At 70.8% G+C, this 16,687-nt stretch carries 17 protein-coding genes; 8 read left to right on the top strand and 9 right to left on the bottom strand.

Going from position 1 to position 16,687, the window contains the following annotated elements:
* Positions 1 to 1,622, bottom strand: a 1,622-nt coding sequence (locus ABTX62_RS17725; protein WP_352117020.1) for a streptophobe family protein, incomplete at its 3' end; no start/stop codon positions are given.
* A gap of 241 nt (positions 1,623 to 1,863) precedes the next feature.
* On the opposite strand from ABTX62_RS17725, the gene ABTX62_RS17720 reads away from it, so the two are divergent.
* Positions 1,864 to 4,389, top strand: a complete 2,526-nt coding sequence (locus ABTX62_RS17720) for an ABC transporter ATP-binding protein/permease (protein WP_352117019.1) — start codon at positions 1,864 to 1,866, stop codon at positions 4,387 to 4,389.
* An 89-nt stretch (positions 4,390 to 4,478) separates the two neighbouring features.
* On the opposite strand, the gene ABTX62_RS17715 is transcribed toward ABTX62_RS17720, so the two are convergent.
* From ABTX62_RS17715 to ABTX62_RS17705, 3 genes are all read right to left on the bottom strand, one after another.
* Positions 4,479 to 5,240, bottom strand: coding sequence for a transglycosylase SLT domain-containing protein (locus ABTX62_RS17715; RefSeq protein ID WP_352117018.1), 762 nt, complete (start codon positions 5,238 to 5,240; stop codon positions 4,479 to 4,481).
* Positions 5,241 to 5,629: 389 nt separating this feature from the next.
* Entirely contained in the window at positions 5,630 to 6,673 is a 1,044-nt protein-coding gene (locus tag ABTX62_RS17710) for an S-adenosylmethionine:tRNA ribosyltransferase-isomerase (protein ID WP_352117017.1), read from the bottom strand.
* Positions 6,670 to 7,368, bottom strand: coding sequence for an SDR family NAD(P)-dependent oxidoreductase (locus tag ABTX62_RS17705; protein ID WP_352117016.1), 699 nt, complete (start codon positions 7,366 to 7,368; stop codon positions 6,670 to 6,672). The genes ABTX62_RS17710 and ABTX62_RS17705 overlap by 4 nt, the downstream gene beginning before the upstream one ends.
* 236 nt (positions 7,369 to 7,604) lie before the next feature.
* Between ABTX62_RS17705 and ABTX62_RS17700 the strand changes: the two genes are divergently transcribed.
* From ABTX62_RS17700 to ABTX62_RS17690, 3 genes are all read left to right on the top strand, one after another.
* Positions 7,605 to 8,750: a GAF domain-containing sensor histidine kinase gene (locus tag ABTX62_RS17700; protein WP_352117015.1), complete on the top strand. Its 1,146-nt coding sequence runs from the start codon at positions 7,605 to 7,607 to the stop codon at positions 8,748 to 8,750.
* Positions 8,743 to 9,384 (top strand): response regulator, encoded by a 642-nt coding sequence (locus ABTX62_RS17695; protein WP_352117014.1) that lies wholly within the window; start codon positions 8,743 to 8,745, stop codon positions 9,382 to 9,384. The genes ABTX62_RS17700 and ABTX62_RS17695 overlap by 8 nt, the downstream gene beginning before the upstream one ends.
* Before the next feature lie 156 nt (positions 9,385 to 9,540).
* Positions 9,541 to 9,783: a chaplin gene (locus tag ABTX62_RS17690; protein ID WP_283972174.1), complete on the top strand. Its 243-nt coding sequence runs from the start codon at positions 9,541 to 9,543 to the stop codon at positions 9,781 to 9,783.
* 211 nt (positions 9,784 to 9,994) lie between these two features.
* Here the strand turns inward: ABTX62_RS17690 and ABTX62_RS17685 are convergent, their stop codons facing one another.
* Positions 9,995 to 10,783 (bottom strand): Rv1486c family protein, encoded by a 789-nt coding sequence (locus ABTX62_RS17685; protein ID WP_352117013.1) that lies wholly within the window; start codon positions 10,781 to 10,783, stop codon positions 9,995 to 9,997.
* A gap of 161 nt (positions 10,784 to 10,944) precedes the next feature.
* Between ABTX62_RS17685 and ABTX62_RS17680 the strand changes: the two genes are divergently transcribed.
* The 3 genes from ABTX62_RS17680 (at position 10,945) to ABTX62_RS17670 (ending at position 13,361) form a co-directional block, all read left to right on the top strand.
* Positions 10,945 to 11,742: an ABC transporter ATP-binding protein gene (locus tag ABTX62_RS17680; RefSeq protein ID WP_107458775.1), complete on the top strand. Its 798-nt coding sequence runs from the start codon at positions 10,945 to 10,947 to the stop codon at positions 11,740 to 11,742.
* Positions 11,743 to 11,837: 95 nt separating this feature from the next.
* Complete coding sequence (locus tag ABTX62_RS17675; protein ID WP_283972176.1) at positions 11,838 to 12,269, top strand: NfeD family protein; 432 nt, start codon at positions 11,838 to 11,840, stop codon at positions 12,267 to 12,269.
* A 132-nt stretch (positions 12,270 to 12,401) separates the two neighbouring features.
* Positions 12,402 to 13,361, top strand: coding sequence for an SPFH domain-containing protein (locus tag ABTX62_RS17670; RefSeq protein ID WP_175431724.1), 960 nt, complete (start codon positions 12,402 to 12,404; stop codon positions 13,359 to 13,361).
* 63 nt (positions 13,362 to 13,424) lie between these two features.
* Here the strand turns inward: ABTX62_RS17670 and ABTX62_RS17665 are convergent, their stop codons facing one another.
* From ABTX62_RS17665 to ABTX62_RS17655, 3 genes are all read right to left on the bottom strand, one after another.
* A complete protein-coding gene (locus tag ABTX62_RS17665; RefSeq protein ID WP_352117012.1) occupies positions 13,425 to 13,931 on the bottom strand; it encodes an HNH endonuclease in 507 nt (168 codons plus the stop codon).
* Between the two features lie 210 nt (positions 13,932 to 14,141).
* Positions 14,142 to 14,681, bottom strand: coding sequence for a YbhB/YbcL family Raf kinase inhibitor-like protein (locus tag ABTX62_RS17660; RefSeq protein ID WP_352117011.1), 540 nt, complete (start codon positions 14,679 to 14,681; stop codon positions 14,142 to 14,144).
* Between the two features lie 54 nt (positions 14,682 to 14,735).
* Positions 14,736 to 15,518, bottom strand: coding sequence for a sporulation protein (locus ABTX62_RS17655; RefSeq protein WP_283972179.1), 783 nt, complete (start codon positions 15,516 to 15,518; stop codon positions 14,736 to 14,738).
* Between the two features lie 144 nt (positions 15,519 to 15,662).
* Here ABTX62_RS17655 and ABTX62_RS17650 point away from each other — a divergent pair, with 144 nt between their 5' ends.
* Positions 15,663 to 16,304, top strand: a complete 642-nt coding sequence (locus tag ABTX62_RS17650; protein ID WP_352117010.1) for a DNA-3-methyladenine glycosylase — start codon at positions 15,663 to 15,665, stop codon at positions 16,302 to 16,304.
* A gap of 179 nt (positions 16,305 to 16,483) precedes the next feature.
* Here ABTX62_RS17650 and ABTX62_RS17645 read toward each other — a convergent pair.
* The coding region (locus ABTX62_RS17645; protein WP_352117009.1) for a hypothetical protein at positions 16,484 to 16,687 on the bottom strand (204 nt) is incomplete at its 5' end.

Here is a 16,687-nt window from a genome sequence, read left to right as displayed (position 1 = left end):
GTCTCGGTCTGTCCGGTGCGGGGGTCGTTTCCCGTCCGCCGTGTCGTGTCGCCGGGTCCTGGCCACCCCCGCCCGCCGCCCACGTCGTGTCCCGCCGTCCCGGAGCCGCTCCGGGTCTCCCCCCTCCCGGCCCCGTGCTCGGCCCACTCACCACTCGCCAAGCCCGCCGCCTTCCCGGACCCGCCCCCGTGCTCGGCCCACCCGGCACTCGCCAAGTCCTCCCCCCCGGCCGCCCCGGCGAACCCCTCCCCCCGAGCCGACGCCGTAGCGCGTCGTCCCGCTGCCCCGCACACCCAGGCGAGCGACGCCCCGACGGCCCCGGCGCCCGCGCCCCACACCGCGCCCAGGAGCGGGGCCGTGCCGAGATGGCCGTGCAGGTCGATGCCCGCGCCGAACGCGTCGAAGCCGAGCACGGACAGGGAGGCGGTCACGGACACGTCCGTCAGCCAGGCCAGCAGGGGCAGGGCGAGCGCGGTCGTGACCCCCAGCCGCAGCGCACACCGGCCCGCGAAACGAAGCCCGCCCCACCCTTCCCCGACGGGCGTCCGCACCCCGGTCAGCACCCCCGCCAGCAGCATGGTCAACGCCGCCGCCACCCCCAGCAGCCACACCCGCCCGTCCAGCTCGGCCAGCCGGCCCAGCGTCACCGGCCGGTCGGCCCCCGCGCCGAGGAGGTCGTCCAGCGGGTCCGGCAGAAAGCGGGTCAGTTCGCCCGTCGCGCGCCCGTCCCACGACACGAACAGGCCGATCGGGATGCCCAGCCACACCCCGTTGGGCGCCCCGAGCAGCGCCGCGCCGGCGATGCGCGGCGGATGGTCGTCGCCGATCGCCGCGTACCCCGCCGCCGCGAGCCCCGCGACCACCGCCACCAGCAGAACGGTCACCACCGCCGACACGGCCGGCCGGACGACGCGGTGCACGGCCTCCCAGCCGGGCGGCAGCGGCGTACGGCGCGAGGCCAGCAGGGCGATGACCAGAATCCCGGCCGACCAGCCGAGCCCGCCCAGCAGCGTCGGCGCCGTGTCGACCGTGAAGCCGACCGCGGCCTGGGCGTCGACCAGGCCGCCGAGCCGGTCCGGAAGCAGCCCCCCGATGTCCCCCAGCCCCGGGATCTCGACACTCCCGCTCCCGCCGGTCACGTCGGCCGGGCCCAGCGACCCCCCGTCGATCGTGATGACGTCGTGCCCCGCCCACGCGAGCCCGCCCAGCATCGCCACGAACAGCGCCACCACCGCCCCCGCCCGCGCGAGGAGTTCGGCGGGTGAGATCACAACTCCCGCCGCCCGCAAGGAGCGCAGGAAGAATGACGACAGCAGCACCGCCCCGACCAGGCTCACCCCCAGTGGCGTGATCTCGATGGCCGTGTCCGCCTCCGCGCCCATGAGACCGAAGGCCGACACATCACCGGACGGCGTGACCGACCCACCCGCCCCGAGAGCCACCACCGCCGCGGTCATCGGCCCCAACGACCCGGCCGTGTCCGCCTCCAGCAGTCGCAGGCCCAGCGCCGCCGTCCCCGCCATCCCGATCAACGCCCAGCTCACAGCGGCGACGGCGGACAGCAGCACGTCCCCCCACGGCACGCGCGCATGGCCGCTCGTGCACCCGGTGACAGCACTCATGGCAGACCCCCCGATCCGCTGCGCGGCGGGAACACCACGCATGTCCCCCTCGCGTCGAAATACCACTCTCCGGTCCGGTTTCAACCCCGTCAACGGAATCGGCCGATGCGTCCGGACGCGGACTTCACAAGGCCCGACTTTCGGTCAGAGGCCAGCTCCTGAAATAGTTCCCCCCGATGTTCGCCATCCCTAGACTCCCCATGCCGGGGGTAAATCGGGGGACAACTCAGTGGGGCATGGAGTGCCGGAACTCGTACTGGAATCAAACGGACGTACCTGGACGCTCGATCCGTCCAGGGCATACACCCTCGGACGTGATCCGCAGGGGGACGTCGTCTTCGACGACGCCAGGGTCTCCTGGCGTCACGCCACGGTCAGCTGCAACGGCCGCAGTTGGGTCATCGAGGACCACGGCAGCACCAACGGCACGTTCGTGCAGGGGCAGCGCATCCATCAGATGGAGCTCGGCCCCGGCTCGGCCGTCAATCTGGGCAACGCGACCGACGGTCCGCGCCTGAGCCTGTCCGGCGCCGCGGCCTCCGTCGCCACGCCGCAGGCCGAGCCGCAGCAGCAGCCGTACGCCGCGCAGGGCGCGAATCCCGGCTGGGGGCAGCAGGCCCCGGCCCAGCAGCCGCCGCACCAGCAGCCCCCACAGGCCGGCTGGCAGCAGCCGCAGCAGGCCGCCGCGCACATCCCGCAGCAGCAGGGCCCCGGCGGTGTCGCGGGGGCACCGCCGGTCTACGGTGACCGCAGCCCGACCACGTTCCACCAGTTCTCCCTCGGCCGCGTGATGCGCATCGGCCGTGCCCTGGAGAACGAGCTGGTCGTCTCCGACCTGCAGGTCTCCCGGCACCACGCCGAGTTCCACGCCACGCCCGACGGCCGCATGGAGATCCGCGACCTCGGCTCCCACAACGGCACGTACGTCAACGGCCAGCCGATCGCCAAGGGCGGCTCACAGCTGCTCGGCCCGGCCGATGTCGTCGGCGTCGGCCACTCGACGTTCCGGATCGTCGGCGACCGGCTCGAGGAGTTCGTCGACACCGGTGAGGTGTCCTTCTCCGCCCGCCACCTGACCGTCACGGTCGACGGGGGCAAGCAGATCCTCAAGGACGTCTCCTTCGGTGTCCCGGAGAAGTCGCTGATCGCGGTCATCGGACCGTCCGGTTCCGGCAAGTCGACCCTGCTCAAGGCGCTCACCGGCTACCGCCCCGCCAACCAGGGCGAAGTGCTGTACGACAACCGCGACCTCTACAAGCAGTTCGCCGAGCTGCGCCAGCGCATCGGTCTGGTCCCGCAGGACGACATCCTGCACAAGGAGCTGACGGTCAAGAAGGCCCTCAAGTACGCGGCCAAGCTGCGCTTCCCGGCCGACACCACCGCCGCCGAGCGCGAGGCGCGCATCGACGAGGTGCTGCGCGAGCTCAAGCTCGACATCCACAAGGACAAGAAGGTCACGTCCCTCTCCGGCGGCCAGCGCAAGCGCGTCTCGGTCGCCCTGGAGCTGCTGACCAAGCCGTCGCTGATCTTCCTGGACGAGCCGACCTCGGGCCTCGACCCGGGCATGGACCGCGACGTCATGCAGCTGCTGCGCGGCCTGGCCGACGACGGCCGCACGGTCCTCGTCGTCACCCACTCGGTGGCCGAGCTGGCGATCTGCGACAAGCTGCTGGTGATGGCGCCCGGCGGCTCGGTGGCCTACTTCGGCCCGCCCGAGGAGGCACTGAACTTCTTCGGCTACGACACCTGGGCCGATGTCTTCTCCGCCTTCGAGAACTACCGCGACTACGACTGGGCGGGCCGCTGGAAGGGCTCGCAGCACTACCAGATGTACGCCGCGGACATCGACGCCGTCGCGCCGCAGTCCGTACAGGTTCCGCACATGCAGGCGATGAAGCCGCCGAAGCCGCAGGGCTGGATGTCCCAGTTCGTCACGCTGGTTCGGCGCTATGTCTCGGTGATCGTCTCCGACAAGGGCTTCCTCGCCCTGATGGTGATCCTGCCGGCCGTGCTCGGCGCGGTCAGCCTGCTCATCGACGCCGACAAGGGCCTGCTGCCCAACCCCGCCAACCCGCAGACCGGCCGGATCATCCCGAACGGCACGGCCACCACGGTCCTGCTGATCCTCGCGGTCGGCGCCTGCTTCGCCGGCGCGGCGAACTCCGTCCGCGAGCTGATCAAGGAACGGGTCATCTACGAGCGGGAGCGCGCGACCGGCCTGTCCCGCTCGGCGTACCTGATGTCGAAGGTGTTCGTGCTCGGCACGATCACCGTGCTGCAGGGTCTGCTCGTCGGCGTCATCGGCTTCTCCAGCCGGGAGATCCCCGAGGAGGGCCTGATCTTCGGCAGCGCCACGCTGCTGGAACTGTCGGTGCCGATCATGGCACTGGGCTTCACCTCGATGATGTTCGGCCTGATCATCTCGGCGCTGGTGAAGACCGCCGAGAAGACCATGCCGCTGCTGGTGATGTTCGCCATCATCCAGGTCGTCTTCACCGGCTGTCTGTTCGCGCTGCACGGCTCGATCGGCGTCAACCAGTTCTCGTTCCTGATGCCGTCGCGCTGGGCGGTCGCCGCCGCCGGAGCCACGCTGGACTTCAACAAGATCAGCCCGCCCGAGACGGCCGGCGACACCGACCCGCTGTGGGAGCACACGGCCGGGGCCTGGGCCATGGACATGAGCGCGCTCCTCGTCCTCGGCGTGATCTGCGGCTTCTTCGTGGCCCGCTTCCTGCGCCGCCACGAGCCCGAGGTCATGCGCAAGTAGTCACCGCCGTACCACGCCCGAAGGGCGGCACCCCGTCAGCGGGTGCCGCCCTTCGGCGTCCGTACAGCGAGCAGAGGTCCGCGCCGGCCTCAGTACGCGCTGTCGACGTTGTCCATCGAGCCGTACTTGTCGGCCGCGTAGTTGCAGGCGGCGGTGATGTTGGCTACCGGGTCGTAGATGTCCCAGGAGGTGCCGGGGACGTGCCAGTGCTTGAAGGTCGGCGGGATGACCTGGAGCAGGCCCTTCGACGGGATGCCGTTGATGGCGTTGATGTCCCAGTTGTTGATCGCCTTCGGATTACCCGAGGACTCCCGCATGATGTTGCGCTTGATGCCGTCGTAGGAGCCGGGAATCCCGTGCTTCTTCATGACGTCGAGCGACTCGCGAATCCAGCCGTCGAGGTTGTTCGGGTAGCTCTTGACGGCGGCCTTCTTGGCCTGGGCGCGCTTGGCGTCGCGGCTCGCGGCCTCCTTGGCCTTGCGCGCGGCCTCGGCCTTCTTCTTGGCGGCGGCCTCGGCGGCGGCCTTCTTCTCGGCGGCGGCCTCGGCGGCGGCCTTCTTCTTCGCGGCGGCCGCGGCGTCGGCCTTCTTCTTCGCCGCGATCTGCTCCGCCTTCAGGCTGGCGTCGGCCATCTGGTCCGTGACGCTCGCCTTGACGTCCTTGATCTGCTGGTTGCTGTACGCCACCGCAGCCGGCTGAGCGGCCTCGGTCGTGGTCTTGGTCGAGGCGCCGCTCGGTACCGCGGAGACTCCGATGGCGACGGCGCCGAGGGTGGCGACACCGGCCATGGCGATCTTGTGGTGACGGGTCAGGCTGCGACTCTGAACACGGCTGAAGATGTTCTTGGGCATGCTGCTGTGGACCTCTTCGAATAGCGCGGGGGTCGCTCGGCGTCCGGCGTTGGACTCGGTGTGTTTCCGACACAAACGCCGCGGAGGTGAACCCACGGCGCTGAGCGACGTCGCCAATTCTTAGCGGCCGCAAAATGGCGTGGCAAAGGTGTGACGTACGAAGGAAGATAGTGGATCAGGGAGGGGTAAAACGGGGCAGATTGGACTGTCCGCGCCGCTCAAAAGGTAGGGCTTTGTCTCCTACGCACTTTCGTACGTGACGTGCGCCCTATGCGCGGCCTCACATCGAGCGGCATGCGTTCTCACCGCTCGTTGCACAAGCGATGCTCTGTGTGAGGGGGAGGGGTGGGGCCTCGTGAACACGGCCGCGTCCTCGGCGGCGGCCGTGTTCACGGCAGTACGAGGTGCACGTCCCCGAACTCGTGCCAGAGGTACCGGCCCTGGAGCGCGGCCCGGTACCCCCGCTCGATCGCCACCCGCCCCGCGACGGCCTCCAGCATCAGCAGATGCGAGGCCTCCGGCTCGTGCAGCCCGGTCAGCAGTCCGTCCACCACCCGCACCCCGCGCTCCGGCGTGACGACGAGATCCGTCCACCCCGCACGGGCGCGTACGGCACCGTCGGCACCCACCGCCGACTCCACCGCCCGCACCGCCGTCGTCCCGACCGCCACGACCCGGCCCCCACCGGCCCGCACGGCGTCGATCAGCCGCGCGGACGCCTCGGGCACCGCGAAACGCTCCGGGTACGGCGGCTCGTGCGCCTCCGCAGAAGCCACCCCCGTGTGCAGCGTGACCGGCGCGAACTGCACTCCCCGGCTCACCAGCTCCGCCACCAGCCGTGCCGTGAAGGGCCGCGCCGCGCTCGGCATCTCCGCACTGCCCGTCCCGTCCGCCGACGGCAGCGCGAACACCGTCTGGTAGGCGGACAGCGGCTGGTCCCGCTCCGTATAGGCGTAGCGGATGGGCCGCCCGTACTCCCGCAGCAGCCCCGGCACCCCCGGTCCGGACACCCGCGCCCACCACAGCCGCTCGCCGCGCCCGCTCAGCGGCTCCTCCAGAACCAGCCGCACACCCCCCGGCAGGCACACCTCCCTGGCCGCGGGCCCACCCGCACGTGCGCGCGTGGTGCCCCGCCCGTCGGGCTCCCGCAGCTCCACCGCCCAGCGGCCGTCGTCCCCGCGCGTGGAGAAATGCACCACCACGCGCGCGTGCCCCGTCCATCCGTCCACGGCCGCCGCCAGCGTGGCCGAGGTGTTGACCACGAGCACATCCCCGGCCCGCAGCAGCAGCGGCAGCTCCGTGAACGCGTGATGCGCCACCTCTGTACCCCGCGACACCAGCATCCGTACGGCGTCCCGCTCCAGCCCCGGGCCCCGCTGCTCGACCGGCACCCGCGCCGACAGCTCCTCCGGTACCCGCACCGCCAGGGTCATCGCGCCCCGTCCAGCAGCGCCGGAGCCCCGTACCGCCCGCTCGCCGGACGCTCGTCCAGCAGTCGCAGGAACCCCGGCACCACGGTCGCCGGCTCGGGCCGCGGCTCCCGGTCGTCCGGTACGGCCGCCGCGTACAGGTCCGTGGCCATGTCCCCGGGATCCACCGCCCAGACCCGCAACCCCGGCTCCTCCACGGCGAGCACCGCCAGCAGATGGTCCAGGGCCGCCTTGGACGCCCCGTAACCGCCCCAGGTCTCGTACGCCTCGGCCGCCGCGTCCGAGCTGACCGCGACGACGGTGCCCGACCGCGAGTCCCGCAGCAGCGGCAGCGCCTCCTGCACCAGACCCAGCCCCGCCACCAGGTTCACCTCCAGCGCCCTGCGCAGCCCCTCCACCGGCAGCTCCGCCAGCCGTACCAGCGGCTCGGCGCCCAGCGCGCTCGCGTTGTGCACCAACAGGTCGACGCCACCCAGCCGCCGGGCCGCCGACACCACCTCCGCCCGGTGCGCCGCGTCCGTGACGTCCCCGGCAAGGGCGCGCACGCGTGTGCCGTGCGCGCGGACGGCCCGGGCCGTGTCCGTCAGCGCCTCGGCTCCCCTGGCGTCGAGTACCAGGTCCCAGCCCCGTCCGGCCAGGGCCCCGGCCAGGGCCCGGCCGAGTCCTTTCGAGGCCCCGGTGATGATCGCGACCGGCATGGTCGGCTCCCTCCACGTGATCGAAGTGCCCTCACCGTAGGAACGGGGCGGCCCTGACCGCCTCGGACGCGGGCCGCACTCCGCCGGGTCCTTTGGCCCTACGCCACGGGCCCGGCGCCCCCGGACCTACGTCTCGGCCTCGGGCCTTCTCGGCCCCACGGCCTAGGTCCACCGGCCGGGCCCTCGCCGCCATCGGTCCGATCCGCGCTGTCACAGCCCGCCGGTACCGTGAGGACATGAGTCACGGCCCCCGGTCCGGCCTCGCCGCGGTGAGCTCCGCGTTGCTGGCCATGAGCAGGCATCTCGAGGTGCGCGACGTCCTCAAGACGATCGTCGCCTCGGCCCGCGAGCTGCTCGACGCGCAGTACGCCGCGCTCGGCGTCCCGGACGACCACGGCGGCTTCGCCCAGTTCGTCGTCGACGGCGTCAGCGAGGAACAGTGGAAGGCCATCGGCCCCCTCCCGCGCCAGCACGGCATCCTCGCCGCGATGCTGCACGAGGCCCGGGCCGAGCGCCTCGCGGACGTCCGCAAGGACCCCCGCTTCGAGGGCTGGCCGAAGGCCCACCCCGACCTGGTCGACTTCCTCGGCCTGCCGATCCGCGACGGCGACGAGGTCATCGGTGCCCTGTTCCTCGCGAACAAGAACTGCCCGAAGCCCGAGGGCGGCTGCGGCTTCACGGCGGACGACGAGGAACTGCTCGGCATCCTCGCCCAGCACGCCGCGATCGCCCTCACCAACGCCCGCCTCCACGAGCGCAGCCGCGAGCTGACCATCGCCGAGGAGCGCTCCCGCCTCGCCCACGAACTGCACGACGCGGTCAGCCAGAAGCTGTTCTCCCTGCGCCTGACCGCCCAGGCCGCGGCCCGGCTGGTCGACCGGGACCCCTCCCGTGCCAAGGGCGAACTCCAGCAGGTGGCCGCCCTCGCCGCCGAGGCCGCCGACGAACTGCGCGCCGCGGTCGTCGAGTTGCGCCCCGCGGCCCTCGACGAGGACGGCCTCGTGGCGACCCTCCGGACGCAGATCCAGGTCCTCGACCGCGCCCACAGCGCCCGCGTCACCTTCGCCGGCCACGGCGTGAAGGCTCTGCCCGCCTCCCAGGAGGAGGCCGTTCTGCGCGTCGCCCAGGAGGCCCTGCACAACGCCCTGCGCCACTCCGGCGCCGGCCACGTCGACGTGACCCTGGACCGCCGCGGCAGCGGAGCCGTCCTGCGGGTCGCGGACGACGGCGGCGGCTTCGACCCGAGCGTGGTCCGCCACGCCGGGCGCCATCTGGGCCTGGTCTCGATGCGGGACCGGGCGAGCGGCGCCGGTGGCACGCTCACCGTGCAATCGGCGCCCGGCAAGGGCACCGTGATCGAGATGGAGGTCCCCGGTGGCTGACGCAATCAGGGTGCTGCTCGTCGACGACCACCAGGTGGTCCGCCGTGGCCTGCGCACCTTCCTCGAAGTGCAGGACGACATCGAGGTCGTCGGCGAGGCGGCGGACGGCGCCGAAGGAGTGGACCGCGCCGAGGAGTTGCGGCCCGACGTCATCCTCATGGACGTCAAGATGCCGGGCATGGACGGCGTCGACGCCCTGCGCAGACTCCGCGAGCTGGACAACCCCGCGCGCGTGCTGGTCGTCACCAGCTTCACCGAGCAGCGCACGGTGGTCCCGGCCCTGCGTGCCGGTGCCGCCGGCTACGTCTACAAGGACGTCGATCCCGACGCCCTCGCCGGAGCCATCCGCTCCGTCCACGCCGGACACATCCTCCTCCAGCCGGAGGTCGCCGGCGCCCTGCTGGCGCAGGAGGGAACCAACTCCGGTACCGGCAGGGCCGGTTCGCTCACCGAGCGAGAGCGCGAGGTCCTCGGCCTCATAGCGGACGGCCGCTCCAACCGCGAGATCGCCCGCGCGCTCGTCCTGTCCGAGAAGACCGTCAAGACCCATGTCTCCAACATTCTGATGAAGCTCGACCTGGCCGACCGGACGCAGGCCGCGCTGTGGGCCGTCCGCCATGGCGTGACCGGCTGATCCGCTCATCGCGCGACAACACGGAAGGTTGCGTTCCGGACCGAGATTCATACTGTCGTGGGAACGCCCCCCGGATGGCGCAACCTTGGTGGATCTCCGCCGTTCTCCAGTGCGTGCCGCGGCGCCTGCCGCGGCGATCGCAAGGAGGGCTCAGAAGTGAAGAACCTGAAGAAGGCAGCGGCCGTGACGATGATGACGGGTGGCCTGCTGGCCGCCGGCGCGGGCATGGCCTCCGCCACCAGCGCGCACGCCGACGGCCAGGCCGTGGGCTCCCCGGGCGTCGGCTCGGGCAACGTCGTCCAGGCCCCGGTGCACGTGCCGGTCAACGTGTCCGGCAACAGCGTGAACGTCGTGGGCATCCTGAACCCGGCCTTCGGCAACCACGCCGTCAACCACTGACGCTCCACCTCCGTCTCCGAGCCGGAGGTGACACCGGCCTCCCGGGAGCGTCCGGGAGGCCGGTCGGCGTAGCCGCGGGCATGCGTACCGCCCGGGCGGCACGCATGAGCGCTGGGGGTACCCCCAGCTCGAGGAGCTTGCGGGAGGCGCCCCGCTCCGCCGGGCTGCGCACCCGCCCGGCTTCAGCACTCACGCCGGGCAGGGGCCCCCGTCACCGCACCCTCCGCTCCCGCTCCTCCACAACGGAGTTGTACGCCGCGACCTGCGCCCGTCGAGCCGTCCGCTCCACCGGCCGCAGCGCCTCCTGCCGCGCGAAGATCTCGGACGAACTCACCGCACCCCCGTGTCCGCTCTCCGTCGCCACGGTGATCAGCGTCCCCACCCGCTGCGCCAGCTCCAGCACCCGCACCGCCCGCGGCGGATACCCCGGCGCCAGGACCTCCCGCCCCCGCTCGGCCCGCGCCCGGTACGCGTCGATCGCCGCCTCCGCCACCGGCCCCGACCCGGCCACATCCAGCCGCGTCAGCATCTCCGTGGCATCCCGCAGGGCCTCCGCCAGCTCCCGCTCCGCCTCGCCCAGCGAGGGCACATCCGCGGGCGGCGCCTCCCGCACGGGCAGCACATGCCACACCACTTCGACGTGCACATCGCCCTCGGGGCCGGCCTCGTACACCTCCGGCACCAGTCCGAACGCGGCTCCGTGACAGACCACCGCCTGCTCGGCCTCCAGTGCCCGCGCGTTGAACTCCGGTGGCCCGCTCAGCCCCAGTGGATGGCCCGGCGCCGGCAGCGCGACCCGCAGCCCGGTCACCCCGAGCCCCCGCAGCCGCCCCAGCGCCAGGGTGAGCCCGACTCGGCCCGACTCACCCGGCAACCCCTCCACCCGGTGCACCGCGTCCTCGCCGACGACGGCGAGCACAGCGTCGTCCGGAGAGACATGTCCGGCCAAAAGGGCATTTCCCCAAGCTGTGAGACGTCCAGCACGTGGTTCCGAGAGCATGCCTCCACCCTAGGACCCTCCAAGGACCGGACCGAGGGAATGCCCGGACCGACCGGTGGCGTAGATTTCATGGAGGGCTGCGCCCACCGGCGCGGCGGACCGAGCCACAGGCTTACGCGACAGCCGAGACCGGCCACACTGCAAGGGGAGACAACGCGCTCATGAGCGATGTTCTGGAGCTTCAGGACGTATCCGTGGTCCGCGAGGGCCGGGCTCTGGTGGACCAGGTCTCCTGGTCGGTCAAGGAGGGCGAGCGCTGGGTCATCCTCGGCCCGAACGGCGCCGGCAAGACCACCCTCCTCAACCTCGCTTCCACCTACCTCTTCCCCAGCTCGGGCACCGCCGCCATCCTCGGCGAGACCCTCGGCCGCCCCGGCACCGACGTCTTCGAACTGCGCCCCCGCATCGGTATGGCCGGCATCGCCATGACCGAGAAGCTCCCCAAGCGCCAGACGGTCCTGGAGACGGTCCTGACCGCCGCGTACGGCATGACCGCCACCTGGCACGAGGACTACGAGGACATCGACGAGCAGCGCGCCCGCGCCTTCCTCGACCGCCTCGGCATGAGCGAGTACCTCGACCGCAGGTTCGGCACGCTCTCCGAGGGCGAGCGCAAGCGCACCCTGATCGCCCGCGCCCTGATGACCGACCCCGAGCTGCTCCTGCTCGACGAGCCCGCCGCCGGCCTCGACCTCGGCGGCCGCGAGGACCTGGTCCGCCGACTCGGCCGCCTCGCGCTCGACCCGATCGCCCCCTCGATGCTCATGGTCACCCACCACGTCGAGGAGATCCCCCCGGGCTTCACCCACGTCCTCATGATCCGCCAGGGCAAGGTCCTCGCCGCCGGACCACTGGAGCTCGAACTCACCTCCCGCAACCTCTCGCTCTGCTTCGGACTCCCGCTCGTCGTCGAACAGTCGGGCGAGCGCTGGACCGCGCAGGGCCTCCCGCTCTCCTGATCCGGCCCCGAGCCACTCAAATCCCCGACCCTGAACGACATTTCGCACGCCGGACGCTCTGTCGGTGACCGGGCCCGCGGACCTACCATGACCATGTGGAAATCGACGCATGGCTGTGGTGGCTCATCGGCGCGGCAGCGCTCGGCATCGCGCTCGTGGTCACCGCGATGCCCGAACTCGCGATGCTGGCGGTGGGCGCCGTCGCTGCGGCGGTGGTCACCGGCGTCTTCGGCGGAGGAGCCGTCGCCCAGGTCGTCGTCTTCGCCGTCATCTCGACCGCCGGCATCGCCGTCGTACGGCCCATCGCGAACCGGCATCGCGCCCAGCGGCCCCAATTCGCCTCGGGGGTCGACGCGTTGAAGGGCAGACAAGCCGTCGTCCTGGAACGTGTCGACTCCTCCGGCGGCCGCATCAAGCTGGCCGGGGAGGTCTGGTCGGCCCGCGCCCTCGACACCGCGCACACTTACGAAGTGGGCCAGGAAGTGGATGTCGTGGACATCGAGGGAGCCACCGCGATCGTCATGTGACCTCGCACGACGTAACTGGAGTGAACTCCTCGCCAGCTACGCGACGGTCTGTCAGACTCGACCAGCAAGATCTTCGACAACCATAAGATCTGCCGTAGGCGCCGAAGCGGAGAAGGGACACGGGGAACGACGATGGAACCGGTCATCATCGTCCTGATCATTCTGGTGGTGTTGGTCTTCATCGCCCTGATCAAGACGATCCAAGTCATCCCACAGGCCAGCGCGGCCATCGTCGAGCGCTTCGGGCGCTACACCCGGACACTCAACGCGGGCCTCAACATCGTCGTCCCGTTCATCGACACCATCCGCAACCGCATCGACCTGCGCGAACAGGTCGTGCCCTTCCCGCCCCAGCCGGTGATCACCCAGGACAACCTGGTCGTGAACATCGACACCGTCATCTACTACCAGGTGACCGACGCCCGGGCCGCGACGTACGAAGTCGCCAGCTACATCCAGGCGATCGAGCAGCTCACGGTCACCACGCTCCGCAACATCATCGGTGGCATGGACCTGGAACGGACCCTGACCTCCCGCGAGGAGATCAACGCGGCCCTGCGCGGCGTCCTCGACGAGGCCACCGGCAAGTGGGGCATCCGCGTCAACCGCGTCGAACTCAAGGCGATCGAACCGCCCACCTCCATCCAGGACTCGATGGAGAAGCAGATGCGCGCCGACCGCGACAAGCGCGCCGCCATCCTCCAGGCCGAAGGTGTCCGGCAGTCCGAGATCCTGCGCGCCGAGGGCGAGAAGCAGTCCCAGATCCTGCGTGCCGAAGGTGAGGCCAAGGCCGCCGCCCTGCGCGCCGAGGGTGAGGCCCAGGCCGTCCGCACGGTCTTCGAGGCCATCCACGCAGGCGACCCGGACCAGAAGCTCCTCTCCTACCAGTACCTCCAGATGCTCCCCAAGATCGCCGAGGGCGACGCCAACAAGCTCTGGATCGTCCCCAGCGAGATCGGCGACGCCCTCAAGGGCCTGTCCGGCGCCATGGGCAACTTCGGTGGCCTGGGCGGCGGTTCCGGCGGCAACGGCGGCGCGTCCGGAGGTGGCGTCCCCGCCCAGGAACGCCGCGAGAAGCCGTCCATCGACTGACCCGGCAGGCACGCACGAAGGGGCCCGCCTCCCAGGGAAGCGGGCCCCTTCCGTATGACGGCTCTAGGCCGCGGGCTGGGCCAGCCAGCCCGGCAGCGCGTCGAAGCCGTCCCGCCCCAGCGCCAGCAGCATCGCGTCCGCCGGAGTCGGCTCGAACGGCTGCCGCAGCAGCGGCATCCCCGCCTCCTGCGGAGTCCGGTTCGCCTTGCGGTGATTGTCCTGCGCACACGAGGCCACCGTGTTCAGCCACGTGTCCTGACCACCCTGCGACCGCGGCACCACGTGATCCACGGTCGTCGCGCGCCTCCCGCAGTACGCGCACCGGTGACGGTCCCTGACCAGCACACCCCGCCGCGACCACGGCGCTTGTCTTCGAAACGGCACCCGTACGTACTGGCAGAGCCTGATCACACGCGGCGCCGGTATGTCGACCGCGGCTCCCCGCATCCGCAGTTCGGGGTGGGCCTGCTCGACGACGGCCTTGTCCTGAAGCACCAGAACGACGGCTCGGTTCAACGTCACCGTCGACAGCGGCTCGAAGCTCGCGTTCAGTACCAGCGTGTCCCGCATACCAGCCCACCTCCCGTGTGCACCGGCCCACCCCCTGGCGGGCTGGGATCAACTCTGGCCGGGCACGCCGAGATGGACAACGCAATATCTGCTGCTCCCACAGGGGGTGACCCCCGTGACCCCCGGCAACAAAAATGCCCGCTCCTGATCAATTCCAAGACCAGGAGCGGGCAAACGTTCCGTGAACGCCGGGATCGTCCGGCGGCCGGCTCAGTCCTCGGCGAGCACCTCGTACTCACCGATCAGCTGGGCGCGCCCGATCGTGTGGAACCGCAGGTTGAAACCGACGGCGGCGGGCGAGGCGTCCGCGTCCGGACCGAGCTTCTCCTGGTCCACGGCGTACACCGTGAACACATATCGATGCGGCCCGTCCCCGGGCGGCGGAGCGGCCCCGCCGAACTCCTTGCCGCCGTAGTCGTTACGAGCGTGGATCGCGCCGTCCGGCAGACCCTCGAACGTGCCACTGCCCGCACCCACCGGCAACTCGGTCACCGACGCCGGGATGTCGAACAGCACCCAGTGCCAGAAGCCGCTGCCCGTCGGGGCATCGGGGTCGTAGCAGGTCACGGCGAAGCTCTTGGTCCCGGGCGGGAAGCCCTCCCACCGCAGCTGCGGAGAGGTGTTGCCGGCCGCGTAGACCTGAGCGTCCTTGAGCGCCGCGCCTTCCGTGACGTCCTCGCTCGTCACCGTGAACGACGCGACGGGCGGATGGAAGTCGTGGGGGAGCGGCCGCCGCTTGAGCTCGGTCACCTCGGTACCTCCTGATCGTTTCCTGCAGTCGCCCCCGAGCCTAGGGCCTGCCCCCTAGAACCAGTTGCGCTTGCTGCCGACCTCGGAGAGCCACTGGTTGAGGTACGCGGTCCAGTCGGTCCCCTGGTAGTCGTCGAGACCCACCTGGAAGGACCGGAAGGTGTCGCTGCCCTCGCTGAACAGGCCCGGCCTCTTGTCCATCTCCAGCACCACGTCCATGGCCCGCTGGTCGGCCACGAAGCTGAGCTCGACCTGGTTCAGCCCGCGGTACTGCTGCGGCGGGTAGAACTCGATCTCCTGGTAGAACGGCAACCGCTGCCGCGTACCCCGGATCACCCCGCGCTCCATGTCCGCGTTCTTGAAGCGGAAGCCCAGCTGGAGGAACGCGTCCAGGATCGCCTTCTGCGCCGGCAGCGGGTGCACGTTGACGGGGTCCAGGTCACCGGAGTCCACCGCACGCGCGATCTCCAGCTCGGTCGACACCCCGATGTTCATACCGCGCAGGGCCTGACCGTCGATCATCGTGATCGGCGTCTCCCACGGGATCTCGAGACCGAACTGCACCGCGTGCACCGCGTTCGCCTGGAGCTCGAACGCCCCGCCCAGCCGGGACTTCGTGAACTCGATGTCCTGCTTGTACTCCTGGTCGCCGCTCTCCACCTCGACCTTGGCCTGCAGCCCGACCGAGAGCCCCTCGATCTGCTGGTTGACGGAACCGCCCTGGATCCGTACCTCACCCTGGACGACCCCGCCCGGGACGACGTTGACCTCGTGCAGCACCGTCTCGACCGAAGCCCCGCCGGCCCCCAGGCTCGCGAGCAGCTTCTTGAACGCCATGTCTCTCCCTCTCGCCCACTACGGGTGAATCCCTGATCCCTACAAACGCGATCCGGCCGTGGCCGGTTCCATGCCCCACCCTGGCAAGCCCGGTGACCGACGGCCACCCCGCCGCACCGTTCGTCTCCAGTACCCTCGGACGGCATGATCGCGACCCCCGACCGTACGCCCCTGCCCAGGGAGTTCTTCGACCGGCCCGTCCTCGATGTCGCCCCCGATCTGCTCGGCCGCATCCTGGTACGCAGCACCCCGGACGGTCCGATCGCCCTCCGCCTCACCGAGGTCGAGGCCTACGACGGTGCCGTCGACCCCGGCTCCCACGCCTTCCGCGGCCGCACGGCCCGCAACGGCGTGATGTTCGGTCCGCCCGGCCATGTGTACGTCTACTTCACCTATGGCATGTGGTTCTGCATGAACCTGGTCTGCGGCCCCGAGGGGAGGGCGAGTGCCGTCCTGCTCCGCGCCGGCGAGATCATCGAGGGCGCCGAGCTGGCCCGCACCCGTCGACTCTCGGCCCGCAACGACAAGGAACTGGCCAAAGGCCCGGCCCGGCTCGCCACGGCCCTGAACGTGGACCGCTCCCTGGACGGCACGGACGCGTGCACCACCGAGGACACCCCGCTGCGCATCCTGTCCGGCACCCCTGTGCCCTCCGACCAGGTACTCAACGGCCCCCGCACCGGTGTCGGCGGTGATGGGGCCGTGCACCCCTGGCGCTTCTGGGTGGCCAACGACCCGACGGTGAGCCCGTATCGCGCCCATGCGCCCAGGCGTCGCCGAAGTTGACGCGCCCCGCCAGGGTGCGTAATGTAGTCCGAGCCGTTGAGCCGGGTATGGCTATCGCCAACAACCGGAAACGGCCAAACCACTACTCAGCGACTCCCCTCAACAGGGGCGAATTCAGCGTGCCCGCATGTCTGAATTCGACACCGACGGACTCGATTATGAGTCGGACGAGGAATCGGCTAACGTAGTGAATGTCGAAAGGCCGACGAGCGAAAGCCCGGGCCGAACGGCACATCCCGCCGACAGGGAATCGGATCGAAAAGGATCTGATAGAGTCGGAAACGCAAGACCGAAGGGAAGCCCGGAGGAAAGCCCGAGAGGGTGAGTACAAAGGAAGCGACCGTTCCTTGAGAACTCAACAGCGTGCCAAAAGTCAACGCCAG

Source organism: Streptomyces sp. NPDC096046 (assembly GCF_040303285.1).
In the GTDB taxonomy this organism is placed as follows: Bacteria; Actinomycetota; Actinomycetes; order Streptomycetales; family Streptomycetaceae; genus Streptomyces.
The sequence above is the reverse complement of the archived record's forward strand: the minus strand, read 5'-3'. Positions and strand labels throughout refer to the sequence as shown.